The organism is Limosilactobacillus gastricus PS3, from assembly GCF_000247775.1.
GTDB classification, from domain to species: domain Bacteria; phylum Bacillota; class Bacilli; order Lactobacillales; family Lactobacillaceae; genus Limosilactobacillus; species Limosilactobacillus gastricus_A.
Genome location: NZ_AICN01000032.1, coordinates 1 through 18,699 on the forward strand (window position 1 = coordinate 1; position 18,699 = coordinate 18,699).

Sequence of the window (18,699 nt, forward strand, 5' to 3'; positions counted from 1 at the left end):
TATACGAATTTAAGAATAACTTAAACCATAATTCATATCTCAAATGCTAAAATATTTATACCAAAATAAATGGAGGAATTTGAATGACCTTTTTAATTGCTTTAGCAGTTCTCTGGATTTTCTGGAAACTCTTAAAATTCTCATTTCGGCTGCTTTGGTTATTGATTATCATTGCTTTAATCGCAACTTTTGTGAAAGTTTTACTTATTCCCGGACTAATTTTAATTGCCGGTCTCTTAACACTTTCATATTTCCATTCGTGAATGGTATAATTAATTCGAACAACAAATCACATATTTATTGGAGGATTAATTTCTTATGTCAATTTCACGCCAAAAGGTTGTCTTAGTCGGAGACGGAGCAGTTGGTTCGGCTTACGCTTTCGCTATGGTACAACAAGGGATCGCGGAAGAATTTGCAATTATTAACCACACCCACGAAAAAGCCGTTGGGGATGTACTTGACCTTGAAGATGCCACGGCATACACTCACAACAAGAAGATCTACGCTGCTGGATACGACACTTGTAAGGATGCTGACATTGTCGTTTTAACGGCCGGTGCCGCTCAAAAGCCAGGCGAATCCCGTCTTGAATTGGTTAGTCGTAACCTTAAAATCACTAAGGACATTGTGGACCAAGTTATGGCATCTGGTTTTGATGGGATTTTCTTAGTGGCTGCCAACCCAGTTGATATTTTAACTTACGCTACCCAAAAGTTCTCTGGTTTACCAGAAAAGCGTGTAATCGGTTCTGGAACTTCACTCGATTCAGCTCGTCTTCAAGTCGCTCTTTCCAAAGTCTTTGATGTCCACCCAAGCAATGTGATTGCTTACATGTTAGGTGAACATGGTGATACTGAATTTGCTTCATTCAATAACGCTACCATTGGTGGAGTGCCATTGCTTTCATTAGCTGAATTTAACAATGTGCCAATGGATCAATTGAAGAAGATTGAAGATGAAGTTCGTCATAAGGCATACGAAATCATCAACCGGAAGGGTGCCACTTACTATGGGGTTGCCACTTCCTTGGCACGTATCACGCGGGCAATCTTACGTGATGATGATGAAATCCTTCCCGTTAGTGCCCCAATGAACGGTGAATATGGCTTGAATGATATTTACATTGGTACGACGGCCGTTATTAACCGGACTGGGATTTGTGAAGTCTTCGAATTACCATTATTTGATGAAGAAGCTAAATCGATGGCTCATTCAGCAGCTGTTCTTAAAGAAATTACTGATAATGGGATGAAACAACTCGAAGCAGAAAACTAGCATATATTAACTAAAGACCAAGCATGACCTGATCGTCTGCTTGGCCTTTTTATTATTGATAACAATTTGATTCGCGATTATATTTGAACTCGAAACTTCCCCACGCCGTTTCAACTTTAATCGTTTGATAAACGGGAGTGTATCCATGATGGTTCAAAGTTACTGTTATTTCATGATCATCATTTACCTTTACTAAGTATTCATTGTATGCACCCTGCAGATACTGAAAATCTTCTCCATTATCCTGATAATGCTGATATTGCCCTTTTTGACCAAAAAGTTTAAAAGTAATCGTTTGGTCTGACAATTGCGAAACGCGTAAAGCTGGTTGGGTTAATGGTAAGAGTTGATTGTCTCGAACAAAGATTGGTAAATGATCGAGAGGCGCATCAATAATCTGACTAGTCTGCCCCTGATAAACTTGTCCTGACCAGAAATCATGCCAATAGCCACGTGGGAGATACACGATTCTTTGTTGACTCCCCTGAGTAACGACCGGAGCAACCAGAACATTATCGCCGACCATGTATTCATCGTTCAAATTGGCAACGTGCGGATCATCAGGGTAATTCAAAACTAATGGTCGAACCACCGGTAATCCTGACTGACTACTATCCCTTAACTGATCATATAAGAATGGTATTAGCCGATAGCGCAATTGTAGATATTTTCGGTAGAGATTAAGCACTGGTTGCCCAAAGACCCAAGGTTCTTGATAACGAGTCCCCATTTGGGCATGATTTCGTAAAAGTGGCACAAATAAAGAGGCTTCTAGCCAACGAATTAGTAGTTCAGCCGTGGTATCAGCTTGAAAGCCCCCCACATCAGTCCCACAAAAAGCAAAACCACTTAGCCCCAAATTGCTTAATTGAGGTACCATCATTTGTAAATGGGCCCACAAACTTTGGTTGTCACCCGTCCATACCGTTGAATACTTTTGCGTCCCTGCATAAGCGGCTCGGGTAATCACAAAGGGACGCTTTCCGGTCAGTTCCTTCAGTCCCTGATAGGTTGCTTTTGACATATTATGACCATAGACATTATGCATCTTCGCATGGGTACTTGGTTGATCATGGTCCGTAAAGATGAGGTCATTTGGTAACGGGCCATTAAAAGAAGCCGGCTCGTTCATATCATTCCAAACTCCACATGCATTGTGATCTGTTAAAAACTTAATATTTTGGGCCCACCATTTTTGAACCGCCGTTTGCCCAAAATCAGGAAAAACAGCGTCCCCCGGCCAGACCCGATTTACATAAGTTTCGCCATGCCTATTAGTAACAAAATAATGCTTAGCCTCCCCAACCTGATAAAGGTCATAATCTGGATCTTGTTTGACCCCGGCATCGATTATTGGCATTAAGCGAATCTGCCGTTTTTGCATACGTGATAAAAAACCTGACAAATCAGGGTATTTATCTTGATCCCACGTAAAATCACGGTATCCCCTCATATAATCAATATCCAAATGGATCACATCAAGGGGCAACTTTAAATCATCAAACTTTTTAGCGATATCTTCGACCCGTTTGGCACCAGTGCTATAACCCCAGCGTGATTGCTGATAACCTAAGGTCCATTTTTGAGGGAGCGGCGTCTTACCGGTCAAGTACGTATAATTCGCCACGACTTCTTTCAGGTCTTTTCCCCCTAAAATGTAATAATTTACATTTCCACCAGTCGTAGTGTAATAGTAATATTCATTGCTTTCTTTTCCCAAATCAAAACTGCTCCGAAACGGATTATCAAAAAACAACCCAAATGGCCGTCCATCACTGATTCCATACAGTATCGGAATCGATTTATACAGGGCTGGGGTCGCCTCCGTATGAACATCTGGAATATCACTATTCCAATTTTCAAATTGATAACCCCGCTTATTCAAAAATCCGGTCTTATCACCTAAGCCATAAAAACTGGTAGAGGTATCAAGTTGTTTTACTACCTCCCAGTAATGTTCATTCGTTGGTAATAATTCGTTAATAACATGACCTTCAGCCCCTACCGTAGCTAGATGTTCAGCATCCATATCATTTTCTAAAGGTTGTCGAGCTCCACGATAATCTAAAATCAAAGGTTCATGTTCTCCATTAAAAACATCAAAATGATGATCATCAGAAACCTCAATGATCAAATCTTTGGTTATCACGCTCACTTGGGTATCATGTGATTCGACTGAAAAACGAGTCGGTTGACTTTTATCACCTTCAACAGCATACGAATAATCTTGATCACCACGATCGGAAAATACCCGGATAATTGCTGAAGTAATTACCATAAGCTGGTCATCATGGTGATCCGCATAATGAAAACTAATCACTTGTCCGTTCTGATCATATCCCATTAATGTATTTGTCATGTTGATTGGTTCCTTTCTATCAAAACTTTTCCCTGTCATCCTAGCATTAATTGTAAACGTTTACAATAATGAAGTGGAAATTATCAGAAATTTTACCATTTGACAAAAAGATTTTATAATAAGCTCAAACAGATCAAGGAGCGTAGACCATGACTGCTACTATCAAAGACGTCGCCAATTTAGCAGGTGTATCCACCGCCACTGTATCACGAGTTTTGTCGGATAAAAAAGGCACCTATAGTCAACAAGCCGCCCAAAAAGTTTTGGCTGCCGCTAAGAAACTTGGTTACGTAAAAAATGTAGCCGCTGCTGAATTAGTTTCTAAATCCAGTAATCGGATTGCAGTGATTTTAAATAATACTTTGACAAACTTTTGGACTGACGTAATTAAGGGAATTTACGATGCCGCAATGAAAATGGGATATCAAATTTTTATCCTCTATGCAGGTGATAAAAATTTACCGCAATTTCATAATGCCCTGGATGTGGCACTGGAACGACCGCTAGCGGGTATTTTGATGATTTCAACTATGATTGATCAAAAAGCCAAAGATCGTCTCCAGGCTTCAGGAGTCCCTTTCCGCTTGGTTTCCATCTATGATGAAAAAAAACGGCTTTACAAAGACTTACCTTATACTAGTTCCAATAATGTTGAAATAGCGACAATAGCGACCCGCTACCTTATTGAACTCGGTCACGAACGAATCGGGCTGGTAGGAATTGATCGATCCAATACTGGTCAACAACGATTATTTGGCTTTGAACAAGAAATGATCAAGCATCAACTACCAATTGAACCTAGCTGGATCCATTACGGAAATTATAGTTATCCCACCGGTCAAAATTCCTTTGCCGATCTGCTAAATGATCAGCTAACAGCCGTGATTACTGCTAGTGATATGATTGCGGTTGGGATGATTCAACAAGCCAATGTTTCGGGGATAACCTTACCTCAACAATTATCCATTCTCAGTATCGATGGGACTTATCTTTGTGAGATTACCACACCAACCATTACCAGCATTACCCAAAACTTTTATCAGATGGGTCGACAATCAGTTATTGGTCTTCTCAATGATCAACCTGCTGAATTTATTCCAGTTGAAATTACTGAACGTCAAAGTACGATTAGAATCTAACCAACTCCTGCTTTAGGCAGTTTTTTTTGTTCCAAAGCAAGTAACCGCTTCCAAATATACATTGCATTCAGTCAAATCCATGCTAAAATGTTATCGAATCTTGTAAACGTTTACAATTAATTTGGAGGTTTACTATGGAAAATCAACATTGGTGGAGTAATTCCGTTGTCTATCAAATTTACCCCAAAAGCTTTCAGGACAGTAATGGTGATGGAATCGGTGACTTACCGGGAATTATTCAACGCTTGGACTATCTCGCTAAATTAGGGGTTGATATTATCTGGCTAAACCCAATCTATGCTTCCCCGCAAGTCGATAATGGCTATGATATCAGTGACTATCACGCCATTGACCCTGCTTTTGGCACCATGGATGATTTTAAGAAGTTAGTCGAACTGGCTCATCAAAAAGGAATCAAAATTGTGATGGATTTGGTTGTTAACCATACTTCGGACCAACATCATTGGTTTATTGAATCGAATCGTTCAACCAACAATCGCTACCGGGATTTTTATATTTGGCGCGATGCCGATCCTGAACATGCCCCTAACAATTGGGGCTCATATTTCTCCGGCTCGGCCTGGCATTATGATCCGCAAACTAAACAATCATACCTACACCTATTTGCCCCTGAACAACCGGATTTAAACTGGGAAAATCCCCTAGTTCGGCAGGAAGTTTATCAAATGATGAATTGGTGGGCTGAACTGGGAGTTGATGGTTTTCGAATGGATGTCATCAGTTTAATCTCAAAACCAGCCGGCTTACCCGATGCCCCTAAGAGCGATAATAGCCAATATGGTAATCCAGAGACGATGGTAGCTAACGGACCGCGGGTTCACGAATTTTTACAAGAAATGCATCAAGCCGTGATGGATCACCATCAAATGGTTACCGTTGGTGAAACTCCGGGCGTTACGACCAAAGAAGCGCGAAAATACGCAAATTTAAATGATCGTGAGCTTAATATGGTCTTTCAATTTGAACATATGAGTTTAGACGGCAATCCCAATCCCCAATTAGGAAAATGGTATGATCAAAAAGTCAAATTATCCTTGTTAAGGGAAAATCTATCGAAATGGCAAACTGAACTCGCTGGGCAAGCTTGGAATTCTTTATATTGGAATAATCATGATCAACCTCGGGCAGTATCACGCTTTGGAGACGACTCAACGGAAACTTACCGGGAAAAATCAGCTAAAATGCTTGCCACTATTCTCCACTTTCAACAAGGAACTCCTTACATTTATGAAGGTGAAGAAATCGGCATGACCAATTATCCTTTCCATGATTTAAGCGATTATAACGATTTGGAATCTATCAACGCTTATCATCAATTAGTTGATCAAGCTCACTTACTAGACGGAGAAACGATGCTAAAATATTTAGCTTTCCACTCGCGCGATAATGCGCGAACGCCAATGCAATGGGATGATACAACTCATGCAGGCTTTACCACTGGACAACCTTGGTTACCAGTTAACCCTAATCACTCACAATTAAATGTTCAACAAGCCTTAGCTGATCCGAATTCCATTTTCTACTATTACCAACGCTTGATCAAATTACGGCATGAGTTACCGGTAATCACTAATGGTCAGTATGCTCTAGTCGCTGGAAACCTTGAGGATCCCGATGTTTATGCCTACACTCGCGATGATGGCCAGCAAAGATTATGGATAATTGCTAATTTTACCAAGCAAACTTTACAACGAGACTTCTCGATTCCGAAAGCAGCCACTCGTTTAATCAGTAACTATGATGATGATCAATTAATTACCTTACGACCTTATGAAGCTAAAGTGTATCAACAAATTTATTGATGGGAAGTGATCTCTATGGATACAAAGAAAACTACGTCACCCCGCCAAGCACTCGATACGGGATTACCGGACCTACCACAACGGACCTTATATGCCATCACTTTTGCCTTTTTAGGCATTAATATGGCCTTTTCGCTCCAAAGTTCGCAAATGAGTCGAATTTGTCAAACGATCGGGACTGACCCGAATAATCTCGGTTTTTTCTTTATCTTTCCACCACTTATGGGAATGATCGTTCAACCCATTTTAGGAAAGATGTCTGATCATACTTGGCACCATCGCTTTGGTCGGCGGATGATCTACCTACTGTTTGGAACTCCCATTGCCGCCTTAGTCCTATTAATGCTCCCCTTTTCTGGGTCCTTTGGCTTTGGTTATGGTTCCTTAACCGCCATGATCTACGCTTGTGTCGCCGTTTGTTTCATGGACTTATTCTCCAATATTTGTATGCAACCATCACGAATGATTGTTGGGGATATGGTGAACAATAAACAAAAGAATTTTGCTTGGTCCTGGCAACAAATTTTTTCCAACACGGGAGCCATTTTAGCAACCCTCTTACCATTTATCTTTACCGCCTTTGGGATGTCAAACACCGCTAAAAAAGGGGTTGTCCCGAATACGGTTATTTGGGCCTATATCTGTGCCGCAGTGGTTTTGCTGGTAACTGGTCTTTGGACGGTTTTTAATGTCAAAGAATACGATCCGGCCACCTATGCAAAATATCATCAGATCGATCCCCAGATTGTCCAACAAAAGGTCAGTCTATGGAAACTAATTCGACAAGCCCCTCGCTCATTTTGGGAAATCAATCTGGTTCAATTGTTCTCCTGGTTTGCGATTATGTATGGCTGGACCTATACGACCGGAACTTTAGCCAAGAATGTTTGGCACACAACTAACGTTACTTCCGCTGGATATCAGGCTGCCGGGAACTGGTATGGGGTCTTAACAGCTATTTCAAGTATTGCGGCAATTATTTGGGGACTTTTCATTGCTAAGACTAAGCCTGGTTCACGAAAGGGTTGGTATACTTTTGGCTTAATTATTGGCGGAATCGGCATGGCGGCCTTAGCCTTTGTGACCACCAAAACAGCCACAATTATCGCTATGATTATGTTTGGAATCGGGAATTTGAGTATCAATACCGCGCCCTTTACTCTCTTAACGTCATCTATTAGTGGCGAAAATGAAGGGGCCTACCTTGGTCTATTTAATGTGGGAATTTGTGTCCCGCAAATTCTAGCTTCACTTTGTTCCTTCTTCATTTTCCCCCTTGTGGGTCATCAACAACCGATGATGATTTTAATTGCTGGAATTGCCCTCTTAATCGGGGCCTGTTTTGTCCCAATGATTCATGAGGGCGTTGTCAAAAAAGCCGCAATTTAATCTTTAGCTAGTAGCTTGTGTTGTCACAAAAAGGGATAAGCTAAATTTCCAATCGGATTTTCAGCTTATCCCTTTACTTATATGAATTTTTTATATCATCTTATAGAGGCAAGTCTTTTTTCACGAAGGATAGGCCACCTAACGTGATTGTCCCTAAACCAATTCCACCAAGAACCGCCATTTTAGGAATCCAATCGCTACCCCCAGCTAAGATATTCTTGATATCAAATAAAGATAAAATTGTAAAATGTTGCATTGGTTTCAAATCTGGTACCCCAAAATCAGCAAAAGATCCTACAATAGCAATGATTAGAAAGGCAAGTACCAGTAGGCCACCCGTTCCCATCACATTTTTAGATAAATTAAAAATACCAGAAGCGGCAAACATAATCCCGGCTAAAGCTAAAGAAACCATAAAGGCACCCAAGTTTAAATATACAATAACATCATTAGCAAATCCGGTATCAGCCATATTATTAACCATCATAAAAGTTCCTGTGGTCGTCAAGAATGTAGCTGCTAATGATCCAATAAAGTAAATAGCTTGAGTTGTCACAACGGTGGTCCTTCTAATCGGTGCTGATAAGATATAAGCCATCGATCCTCGGTCAACTTGATTTGCCAAAAGTTTGTTACCCGTAATAATAATATAGATCGAAATAACTGACGGCATTAACATATTGTAATACATTTGGTTGACTAAGGCGGCCATATCCATGGATAAAAGTTGCCCTAGCAAAATATTTAAAATTAGTGTAACAATGGCCCAAGTGGCAAAATTTGCCTTAATTGATTGCTTTAATAATGGAATGCTCATAATATTTCTCTCCCTCTAATTTAAGCTGTGACAAGTTCTTCTGCAAAATAATCATCTAATCCCATCTTTAATGGAAACTTCTTTAACATTAACCATCCCTAGTTCTTGGATTAAGTTCCGATCTTCTTTTTCATGAATGGTGAGTTTTACAATTTTTTTATTGGTATCATAGCCACTAACTTTGAAATTGGATTTTAAAAGACGTTGATAACTTTTTTCGTCTTCAAGCTCTATCTTAAATTCTTGATGCAATCGCAGATTGTCCATCTTTTTTTGATCAAGCAAATCAAAAATTTTTCCCTTTTTCAAAAAAGCAATCCGATCACAAGTTGGTTCCAACTCATTGAACATGTGGCTCGACATCAAAATTGTCTTTTGCTGGGATTTAGCATCTTTAACTAAATCAATAAAAACATCCCGCATCACCGGATCCAGTCCCGTCGTTGGTTCATCTAAGAGTAAAACCTTTGCATCTGTCATAAAGGCACAGACCAAGGCCACTTTTTGCTTCATTCCTTTACTCATCCGCTTTATATCAGCCGTTGTGTCTATTTTTAACTTCTGAATTAGATCGTTTACCTTTTGATTTTCGTGTGCCTTCTGGTGTAATAAATCAAGCTGGAGCTTTAAAAAGGTCTGCCCGGACCTAGTATCAGGAAAGGCGATTTCGCCTGGTACATAGCCCACATAATTTTTGATGGTAGATGCATTTTTCCAAATATCTAAACCGTCAATTTGGGCATTGCCGTTATTTGCCTTAATAAAACCCATTAACATCCGAAAAGTCGTCGTTTTCCCCGCCCCATTGACGCCAACGAGTCCAAAAACCTCGCCTTGTTTAATTTGGAGGTCCATATTAAAAACACCGCGACCACTTCCGTAATCCTTGGTTAAATTATCAATTACAATCATATTTTTTGCCATTTTAGATCTCCTCGAATACCTTATCTGACCGGTAAAAGTCTAAGAAATACTTTTCTAAGTTAAACCGTCTTTCATTGATAGCGACAACCTTTAAATCTGCTAACTGTTTGAAAAAATCACTAATCCTTTCCTTTGCTACAGTTACCTCCAAAACTAACGGCTGAACAATCTTTTTATTATCAAAAACGCTCATTGCTTGAGCTAAATTACTTGGATTAGTAAAGCCTAATTGGAAATTTTTTTGTTTTTCATTTTTCAAATCTGCAGAGTCAACTTCGGCAACAATGCTGCCTTCTTTAATAATATTTATACGATCGCAAGTGGCCTCAACTTCTGAAAAGATATGACTGGAAAGTAAAATGGTTTTACCCCGTCTTTTTTCTTCCACCATAAATTCAATAAATTTTTCCTGCATTACTGGATCTAGGCCCGAAGTGGGTTCATCTAATATGAGAATTGCTGGGTCAGCCATAAAGGCAACCACCACTGCTAATTTTCGTTTTTCACCTAGACTCATTTTTTTCATTGATCCTCGGTAATCAAGATCAAACAATTCAATCAAATGATTCAAGTAGCGATCGTCTTTTATATGACGCATTGCTTTCATCATTTTAATAAACTGGGCTCCCGTCATATCATCTGGTAAAGCCACCTCACCAGGTAAATATCCCACATATTTCATAACCTCTTGAGGTTTATTAGTACAATCAAAGCCATTAATCTCGACTTTGCCTTGCCCCGGTTTAGTAAAACCCATGAGATGGCGGATCGTTGTCGATTTCCCGGCTCCATTAGGTCCTAAGAATCCTAATACCTCGCCTTTATTAATTTCAAAATTAACATCAAAGATACCTCGCCCGTGACCAAAATCCTTGGTTAGATGTTCTACTTTAAGCACTGCCATCTATATTTCCTCCTATCTCTTAAGCGATGGCCTTAGTATATGAGGACTAGGTAAACTCAACGTAAACTTTTAAAAAAAGGCTGAAAAGGAACCAATTTACGTTCCTTTTCAGCCTTAATGCTTTTTCCAAGCTGCTTTTAGGTATTTAATTCTACTATAAATTCAACTCCTGTTTTAGGAAGGTTATTCACCGTAATCTTTCCTCCCACCAGATCTAAAACTCGTTTGACAATGGCAAGACCCAGTCCTAGACCATCAGAACTATCTTTTGCATGGTAAAATTTATTAAATAATTTCTCCTGATCTTCCTGACTCAGATTAGGACCAGAGTTCGTAATCACAACTCTGTTTTTCCCTGTTAAGACCTGATTTTTCACCGTGATCTTTCCGTTTTCTGGAGTAAACTTGAGGCAATTATTTAAAAGATTGGTCCAAATATGCTGAATCAAATCCTGATTGCTAGTCAACTTGGTCTTAACCAAGTCCACTTCAAGTTCAATCTTTTTTGCTTCTATTTGGGGTAAAAAGGCGATCACTGACTGCCGCAACTGTTCATCCAAGGAATAGATTTGAACATCAGTAACAATCGTTTGTTTCTCAAGAGAAGTTAATAGTAATATATTTTTCGAAAGATTAGTTAACCGATTCGATTCCGCTACGATAACATCCACATATAACCTTTTTTCCTCCTCATTGAGATTTTCATCCTTCAACATTTCAGCAAAACCATTGATGGAAGTAATTGGGGTCCGAAACTCATGCGAAAATTCACTAATAAAATCATCACGTAACTTACTGACGCCTTCTAATTCTTGCGCCATCTTATTAAAATCACGATAGGTTTCTCTAAGGGGACCCGACTGCTTTAAATCCAAGCGAACTGAAAAATCTCCGGAGGCAACTCTATTCATCTGCCTTGAAAGTTGCCGTATAATTCTGGTTAATTTTGTAAAGATAAAAGTTAAAAAGATCCACAAAATTATAAAGACCGGCACAATCATCATCAGGGCAAGTAACTGACGGTTCGTCCATGTTGGAATTTCGCTCGTTAACAAAACCATTGCTAACTGCATCCCCATGATCATGAGCACACTAGTTATCACTACTCCAACAATTGTCCATCTAGTGAAAGGTTTATTTCTTTTCATGATGTAGGATCCCCCGATATCCTAAGCCCCTGACCGTTTGGATTTCAAAGTCATCCTTAAAATCAGATAACTTTTTCCTCAGTCGACTAATATGAGTTTTGACCGTATCTTCATTACTATCAGAGTCCAATCCCCAAATCTCATCAAAAAGCTGACTAGTAGTAAAAACCTGATTGGGATAAGACAACAACTTAAATAACAGGGCAAATTCTTTATTGGCTAACTCCACGGTAATCTTTTCCTTTTGGACTAACAAGGTTGCTTCGTTGATACTCGTCTCACCGATTTTAATCACCCGGGAACTTTGGATTTTTGCCCGCCTCATCAGCGCTGCAATCCGCAACACTAATTCATCCAAATTGACGGGTTTAGTAATATAATCATCAACCCCACTAGTAAAGCCAATCGTTTTATCCCGAATAGTTTCCTTAGCTGTTAACATGATAATCGGAAAATCATACCCATCTTGTCTCAGTGTCTTAACCAAGGTAAAGCCATCCATAATCGGCATCATGACATCACTAATTAGCATATCAACTGAATTCTCTTCAATATATGCTAGAGCTTGTTGACCGTTACTGACAGTGCTTATATCATACAATCCTGCTAGTTTACTCTTTAGCAACAAGCATATATCCCTATCATCTTCGGCAAGTAATATTTTTGCCATAACGATCCCCTTTCCCTTTCTTTCGAAAACAAAGTTTAATTTCATCAAATTGATTAGCTCTTATTTTTTAAATCGTTGATTGATCATACTCTGTAACAATTTTCGTAGAATATTTTTCGCCATATCAAAGGCACTCGGGGAGAGTTCTCGGGTGCTTTTTGCTACTGAAAGAATTTTATCCAAAGCATACAATTCTCTAAAATAAGTTAAATTTGCTTGATTAGCGACTTGATAGCCGTAACTTAAGAAAGCCTGTAATTCCTCACTACTTAATTGATTTAACCAATCATCAATCACATCTTTGGACCAACGTGAAACCGTCTGTAAGTCATCAACTTTCACTAAATGATCGTCTTGAATCTCCCACTTGGTTACAAAATGTTGAGCAGGACCAATTCCTTTACTAGCAACCACTTGATAGTCAAATCGATCATCTAATAAGAGACCGATTAAGGCCTGTTGCGGAACATATTTATGGTATTTTAGTTTGCAAGGCTGTTAACTTACTTTGATAACGTTCTTCTTGATTTAAGAAACCCGGGCCATCGAAGTTATAGGTCGCCACTATCTTCTTTTGCTGACTGGTACTAGCATTTAGGGTCACATAAGTCGCCAAATTACCGCCCTTCGAATGTCCCACCAAATACACCGACTGCCAATAGTGTTTTCGCATCCAAGCTTTAAAATAGGTTTGTGCTAACCTTTGCGCTGGCACCACTTGGCGATAGGTCATGTTAAGATCTTCTTTCCACCCAATGGTTATCGCCGGCGTCCCGCGATAGGCAATCACGGCCCTTCCAGTGGGTAACTGAAAAATAACCGCCCCAAACTGGATTTCTTGGGCGCGATCCATAATAATCTTCGGATTACACCACTTGATGGGATTAAAACGACGACTATTGGCTACAGCTTGTAATAATTGGGTTCCTTGGTGGCTTTTACTGGTCAACAATTCCTGAAGCTGGGGATCAGTAAATTGACTAAAGGTGGTTGGCTTATCCAGTTGATCGAAATCATAATATGCCAACTGAGCAAAAACCATTGCATCCACTTCATTTAGTGGCGCTTGCATAAATGATTTTTCAGCCTGTTCTATGTAATCTTGCATTACCACCATATCAAAACTCTCCATTTAGTAAATTATGCCTATTATAACAAAACCACCCTTAACCTGATTAGTTAAAGGTGGTTGATTTGTCTGGATGCGATTAACTTATGGATTAGTAGTTGTTGGCGTAACCGTAATCGTCCGCGTTGTTGAAGTTGTGTAGGTATAAGTAGACGAATGCGTCGCCCCCGGAATAACCGTTGTCGTCGTGTTGGTGGTTGTATTAGTGTTCGTTGTATTGGTATTATTCGTATTCGTGTTGTTAGTCGTCGTTGTGGCTCGACTAGTCTGAGTTGTCCCAGCCGTAGAAGCAGTGTTTGTAATCGTGCCTGACGTTTGACCATCATTAATCGAACTGGAACTTGCCGAACTGGAACTAGTTGAAGATGAACTCTTCTTTTTCTCAGAACGATGCTTACTCTTTGCAGAAGAACTAGCATGACTAGATTTTACTGCCGCTTGCTTAGAATGACTAGTAGCGGTGGAATGTGAATTAGTCCCCACAAACGGGGTCACTGCCATACCACCCAAACCTAAAACGATCATTCCCAATAATAGCCAGTTAATGATAACCCGACCTTTTCCAACGGTCGTATTACCGGTTTTCCGAATCCGGCGAACTTGTTGCGCAACTAATAAAATGTAACCGACCAGACCAATCCCTAATACGGTTCCAAATAATTGCATCTCATCACTCCTTTAATTATGCCAGATATATACCAAAGTATATCTTTCTATAACATAATCGTAACAGAGAAATGACGTTAATTCCAGTCGTCTTTTAAATTTTGCAAATATTTATTCATATATTGTTAAATTTATATTCACCAGTCAACTATTTAAAAATTTGACCAACCCATTTAATAACATTTTTAATCCATTTAACAACATGCCGAATTAAATGTTCCACTCGGTCGGTAAAATTTAGATGTTCTTCATGGTGCCCTTGATCAGATTCCTTGACTGGTTCGATTGATCGTAAGGAAGCGCTGGTTTCATCACCATCTTCATTGAAGGTACTTGCGGAGTCATTGGAAGTAGTAGTCTCTGATGAATCTTCGCTATCATCAAGATCACTCGAACTCGATACAGCTAGTGGCATTAATGTGGTCTGACTATTACTTGAATCTGTTGCAGATGCTATCTTACTGCTTACAGTAGATGATTGACTGGTTGAATTTACTGATGTTGAAGTGGCCTTTGGCACCAAATTAACTCCACTAACCTTCATTGAGACAATCGCTGATCCCGATTCAGATTGACTGGTAACACTTTGTGCCTTAGAAGTCGGTTGACTTTCGGTGACCACGGAAGCACTATTTGCGCTTGAACTAGCGCTAGCTAGTTTGTCATTAGTATCTTCAGATAATTGGACTGATCCACTAATCGTACACTGCTGACAATCCGAAACCTTCGTTTCTTGATTATTCTCCCCTGAACAATCAGCCCAAGCGGTTTGACGACCACTATAAGCCGTCAGCCCTAATCCGAAACTGAATAATAAGAATGGCACCGCCAATGACTTTGGAATATGAAATTGTTTAGACCGATTCCATTTGGTTGTCATCCTATCTTCCCTCTCTAGATATCTTTACATTTATATTAACGCTATTAATTTTACGCACTTTTACGGCCTAGGTAAAGAAATTCACCCCAATTAATTCTTATTTTTTTCTTATCTAAGTAAAATATCAAAATATTGTTAAATTTTAGTTACAAAAGGAGAGTGGAAAGAAACACTAATTGACATTTCTTCCCACTCACATTGCTCTTTTTTCAGCTTTTTATCTTACTTATTCCTTCAACTGAGCTAAACTTGATCCAAAAATTTGTTCAATGGCCACTGGATCCCAATGACTAAAGAACTGACTCTTACCGGTATTTAATGAAGCCACTTGCTTCATTTCTTCGTCCGATAGTTCAAAATCAAAAATTGCAAAATTTTCTTGCATCCGTTCTTGATGTACCGACTTAGGAATTAAAATGATCCCCTGTTGTAATTCCCAGCGTAAGATAACTTGACCAACTGTTTTATGATGAGCATCCGCAATCGCTTGCAGTGTTTCATTAGTAAATATTCCGTTGTGTCCTTCCGCAAATGGTGCCCAGCTCATCACTTGAACCCCTTCCGCTTGATTAAACTTCACTTCGCATTCTTCCGTATAGAAAGGGTTAATCTCAATTTGATTTACCATGGGTTTAACCTTACTCATTAATTCAAGATTTTTTAAATGATCAGGTTCAAAGTTAGCGACCCCAATGGCTTTTAATTGACCAGCTTCATAAGCTTCGGTTAAAGCTCGCCAAGCTCCGTAAACGTCACCAAATGGTTGGTGTAAGAGATATAAGTCAATATAATCCGTTCCTAAACGTTCTAAAGAGGCCTGAATCCCTGCTTTTGCGCGCTCATAGTTTGCGTCAGAAACCCATAATTTAGAAGTAATGAAAAATTCAGCCCGATCTATACCACTGGCTTGAATTGCCTGCCCTAATTGTGCTTCATTTTGATAGGCTGTGGCCGTATCAAAAGAACGGTAACCAACTTTAATCGCCTCTAAAACTACATCCTTGGTTTTATCTGGTTCAATTTGAAAAACGCCAAATCCTAATTGTGGCATTTCCAATCCATTACTTAATTTAACTGTTTGCATGATAAAACTCCTTTACATTTCTTTTCTATAGTTTAGTTAGATATTAATAGCTTTTAAATTACTCTTTATGCATGTTATTATAACTAAAACGTATACTAAGGAGTTAACCATGATTGATTATCAACTTCTGGAAGAACTGGTTACCTTTCAAGAAACCGGAACTCTCTCCGCAACCGCGGAAAAGCTCCTAATTACCCAACCTAGCGTAACCCGCGGAATGCAAAAATTGGAAGATGAATTAGGTGTATCCCTCTTTGATCGGACCGTTAACCGCTTAAAATTAAATTCCACAGGGGAATTAGCGGCAAAGCTGGCCCGCAAAGCTTTAGCCGCTAACCAAGACTTTGTTACCATTACCCAAAACTATGCTCGTCAACAAAATGCCATCACCATTGCCTCGATTGCCCCAGGGCCATTATTATTATTAAATTATTTACAAACTCAAAATGACGAATTAACAAACATTGTCTTAAAACCTGTCATGTCAGTCACTGACGTCAAAGAAAGTTTATTATCTGCTGAAAGTCAGTTAGCTTTTATTACTGATCCACTGGATAGTGATCACATTATTGAAGAGCCGATTGGTGTCGAACAATTATATCTTTCAATTAGCACTTTTCATGCTTTAGCTAGCTATCCAAAGGTGACCTTTGATGATCTGGCGGATATGAGTTTTATCCTATCTGACGATATTGGGATCTGGCATGACATTATCCAGAACGCGATTCCCAATCTTCATCCGCTAGTACAAAATTCCGAAGAAGCTATTCAACAATTGACGTCCTTTAGTGACTTCCCGGCCTTTAATTCCAATATCACTCAACTGACTTCCAATCGGAATACCGATAATCGCAAGAGTGTTTTAATTGATGATGATCGCGCTCGAATGAAATTCTTTGCAGCCTATGTTAATGAGCAGGCAGACCGCGTTAAACCCATTATTGAATTAATGAAAGCACTCTGGCCTACTAAAAAATAATTAGTTACTTCTTTTTATAGCGACGATACTAATTAGGAGTTGAAGTAAAGCTAGGATCGCCATCCCCATAAAAGCAATATCGATTCCTTTAACAGAGGCAATTTGTTGTAAACCATTTTGCTTGGTCACAAAGGTTAGGATCGCAGTGAAAATCGCTACTCCAAAAGCACCACTAATGGTCCGCAATGATGTTAATACCGCGGTTTGACTAGCCTTCTCTTCATCACTGTTTCCTTGCATCGCCCAGGTCACCACTGGCATCATGATACAAGCAACCCCAACTAACCGAATTGCAAATAGAATGGAAATTAACCACAGACTAGAAGAAACATTGAGATAAGCAGACCCTAAGGCTGACATCAATACTGCACAGCTTCCCATAATTAATAACCACTTAATCCCATATCGATCATAAAATTTACCGGTAATGGGATTCAAGATTGCCATTAAAAGCGATCCAGGAAGCATCACTAAACCCGAAACAACAGCTGATTGGTGTAAAACATTTTGCACATAGATCGGATAAATAGTTGAGCCAGCCATCATAGCCGCATATAAAAGCATAGAAATGATCACCGCCCAAGTAAATCGCCGAGATCGAAAGACCCCTAAATCTAAAAATGGTTGAGCTTCTTTAATTTGCCGATAAGTAAAGGCTAGCAAACTGCCAATTCCCAGAATGATTGGCAACCATACCCAAAGCCTATCGGTAGCACCAAAGTTGCCTAAGCCAACGAGTAAGCCACTAAAACCAATTGCACTTAACAAGAACGAAATCGTATCAAAATGAGTAGCCTGACTTTCACCAAAATTACGCAGACAAAAGATCCCAACTACTAGAACGATGACACTCAAAACGGTGATAATAGCAAAAATGCTGCGCCAACCAAAAGCATCAATCAAAATTCCCGATAAAGTCGGCGCAATGACTGGCGCTGCGGTGGCCGCCAAACCATAAATTCCCATCATAACTCCTTGGCGATCCACCGGAAAGATCGTCATGATGGCGATTTGCGTTAAGGGTAAGAAAATCCCCGTCCCATGGCTTCTAAGATTCGGCCAACAAGCAGAAGTTCAAAGTTTAATCCTAACCAGGCCACTAATGAGCCGATTGTAAATAGACTGAGTGCACCGATAAATAATTGTCGCGTCGAAAACCGCTTCATAAAATAAGCCGTTGCCGGCACCATGATCCCCATCACTAGGGTATAACCACTCGTCAGCCATTGACCAGTTGCGGAATCAACTTTCAAGTTACTCATGATAGCTGGTAAAGCAGTATTGAGGGCGGTTTGCGCTAAAGATGCAATCACTGATGCTAACATTAAAATGATAAAGATCCAGCTTGCTGTTCGTTTATTCATAAGGTTCTCCTTTTGATTTAATACCTATATTTTAAAAATATTGGTCGGAGAACTTAACAACAAGATTTCGCAAAAGTGTTGAATCAGAATGTTCTATAGTCAATGAGGGTGGGAAGAAATGTGGCTCTTTGTCAACAAGTACTGAT

General features: G+C 39.5%; 16 protein-coding genes and 2 pseudogenes. 6 read left to right on the top strand and 12 right to left on the bottom strand.

Annotation, left to right across the window (positions count from 1 at the left end):
* Positions 1-83: 83 nt before the first annotated feature.
* Complete coding sequence (locus PS3_RS04080; protein ID WP_040468088.1) at positions 84-263, top strand: hypothetical protein; 180 nt, start codon at positions 84-86, stop codon at positions 261-263.
* Between the two features lie 55 nt (positions 264-318).
* Positions 319-1,278: an L-lactate dehydrogenase gene (locus PS3_RS04085; protein WP_007122140.1), complete on the top strand. Its 960-nt coding sequence runs from the start codon at positions 319-321 to the stop codon at positions 1,276-1,278.
* A 52-nt stretch (positions 1,279-1,330) separates the two neighbouring features.
* On the opposite strand, the gene PS3_RS04090 is transcribed toward PS3_RS04085, so the two are convergent.
* Positions 1,331-3,637, bottom strand: a complete 2,307-nt coding sequence (locus tag PS3_RS04090) for a glycoside hydrolase family 31 protein (protein WP_040468089.1) — start codon at positions 3,635-3,637, stop codon at positions 1,331-1,333.
* A gap of 149 nt (positions 3,638-3,786) precedes the next feature.
* Between PS3_RS04090 and PS3_RS04095 the strand changes: the two genes are divergently transcribed.
* From PS3_RS04095 to PS3_RS04105, 3 genes are all read left to right on the top strand, one after another.
* Positions 3,787-4,776, top strand: a complete 990-nt coding sequence (locus PS3_RS04095) for a LacI family DNA-binding transcriptional regulator (RefSeq protein WP_007122141.1) — start codon at positions 3,787-3,789, stop codon at positions 4,774-4,776.
* A 134-nt stretch (positions 4,777-4,910) separates the two neighbouring features.
* Entirely contained in the window at positions 4,911-6,599 is a 1,689-nt protein-coding gene (locus PS3_RS04100) for a glycoside hydrolase family 13 protein (protein WP_007122142.1), read from the top strand.
* 15 nt (positions 6,600-6,614) lie between these two features.
* On the top strand, positions 6,615-7,988 hold the full coding sequence (locus PS3_RS04105; protein WP_007122143.1) for an SLC45 family MFS transporter: 1,374 nt from the start codon (positions 6,615-6,617) through the stop codon (positions 7,986-7,988).
* Between the two features lie 100 nt (positions 7,989-8,088).
* On the opposite strand, the gene PS3_RS04110 is transcribed toward PS3_RS04105, so the two are convergent.
* The 10 genes and pseudogenes from PS3_RS04110 to PS3_RS04155 all read right to left on the bottom strand — a co-directional run bounded on the left by PS3_RS04110 (position 8,089) and on the right by PS3_RS04155 (position 16,210).
* A complete protein-coding gene (locus tag PS3_RS04110) occupies positions 8,089-8,805 on the bottom strand; it encodes a hypothetical protein (protein ID WP_235719984.1) in 717 nt (238 codons plus the stop codon).
* 51 nt (positions 8,806-8,856) lie between these two features.
* Positions 8,857-9,729, bottom strand: a complete 873-nt coding sequence (locus tag PS3_RS04115) for an ABC transporter ATP-binding protein (RefSeq protein ID WP_007122145.1) — start codon at positions 9,727-9,729, stop codon at positions 8,857-8,859.
* A 1-nt stretch (position 9,730) separates the two neighbouring features.
* Positions 9,731-10,633: an ABC transporter ATP-binding protein gene (locus tag PS3_RS04120; protein WP_007122146.1), complete on the bottom strand. Its 903-nt coding sequence runs from the start codon at positions 10,631-10,633 to the stop codon at positions 9,731-9,733.
* Between the two features lie 137 nt (positions 10,634-10,770).
* On the bottom strand, positions 10,771-11,781 hold the full coding sequence (locus tag PS3_RS04125; RefSeq protein WP_007122147.1) for a HAMP domain-containing sensor histidine kinase: 1,011 nt from the start codon (positions 11,779-11,781) through the stop codon (positions 10,771-10,773).
* On the bottom strand, positions 11,768-12,451 hold the full coding sequence (locus tag PS3_RS04130; protein WP_040468091.1) for a response regulator transcription factor: 684 nt from the start codon (positions 12,449-12,451) through the stop codon (positions 11,768-11,770). The genes PS3_RS04125 and PS3_RS04130 overlap by 14 nt, the downstream gene beginning before the upstream one ends.
* A gap of 60 nt (positions 12,452-12,511) precedes the next feature.
* Positions 12,512-12,910 (bottom strand): annotated as a pseudogene (locus PS3_RS10745) (Mbeg1-like protein); the annotation flags it as partial.
* 13 nt (positions 12,911-12,923) lie between these two features.
* Complete coding sequence (locus PS3_RS10750; RefSeq protein WP_040468093.1) at positions 12,924-13,568, bottom strand: Mbeg1-like protein; 645 nt, start codon at positions 13,566-13,568, stop codon at positions 12,924-12,926.
* Positions 13,569-13,664: 96 nt separating this feature from the next.
* Positions 13,665-14,246 (bottom strand): hypothetical protein, encoded by a 582-nt coding sequence (locus tag PS3_RS04145; protein WP_040468094.1) that lies wholly within the window; start codon positions 14,244-14,246, stop codon positions 13,665-13,667.
* A gap of 148 nt (positions 14,247-14,394) precedes the next feature.
* On the bottom strand, positions 14,395-15,126 hold the full coding sequence (locus PS3_RS04150) for a hypothetical protein (protein ID WP_040468095.1): 732 nt from the start codon (positions 15,124-15,126) through the stop codon (positions 14,395-14,397).
* A gap of 226 nt (positions 15,127-15,352) precedes the next feature.
* Complete coding sequence (locus tag PS3_RS04155; RefSeq protein ID WP_007122149.1) at positions 15,353-16,210, bottom strand: aldo/keto reductase; 858 nt, start codon at positions 16,208-16,210, stop codon at positions 15,353-15,355.
* Between the two features lie 109 nt (positions 16,211-16,319).
* Here PS3_RS04155 and PS3_RS04160 point away from each other — a divergent pair, with 109 nt between their 5' ends.
* A complete protein-coding gene (locus PS3_RS04160; RefSeq protein WP_007122150.1) occupies positions 16,320-17,189 on the top strand; it encodes a LysR family transcriptional regulator in 870 nt (289 codons plus the stop codon).
* Here the strand turns inward: PS3_RS04160 and PS3_RS04165 are convergent.
* Positions 17,190-18,553: pseudogene (locus PS3_RS04165) on the bottom strand (DHA2 family efflux MFS transporter permease subunit). It abuts the gene before it with no gap.
* Positions 18,554-18,699: the final 146 nt, after the last annotated feature.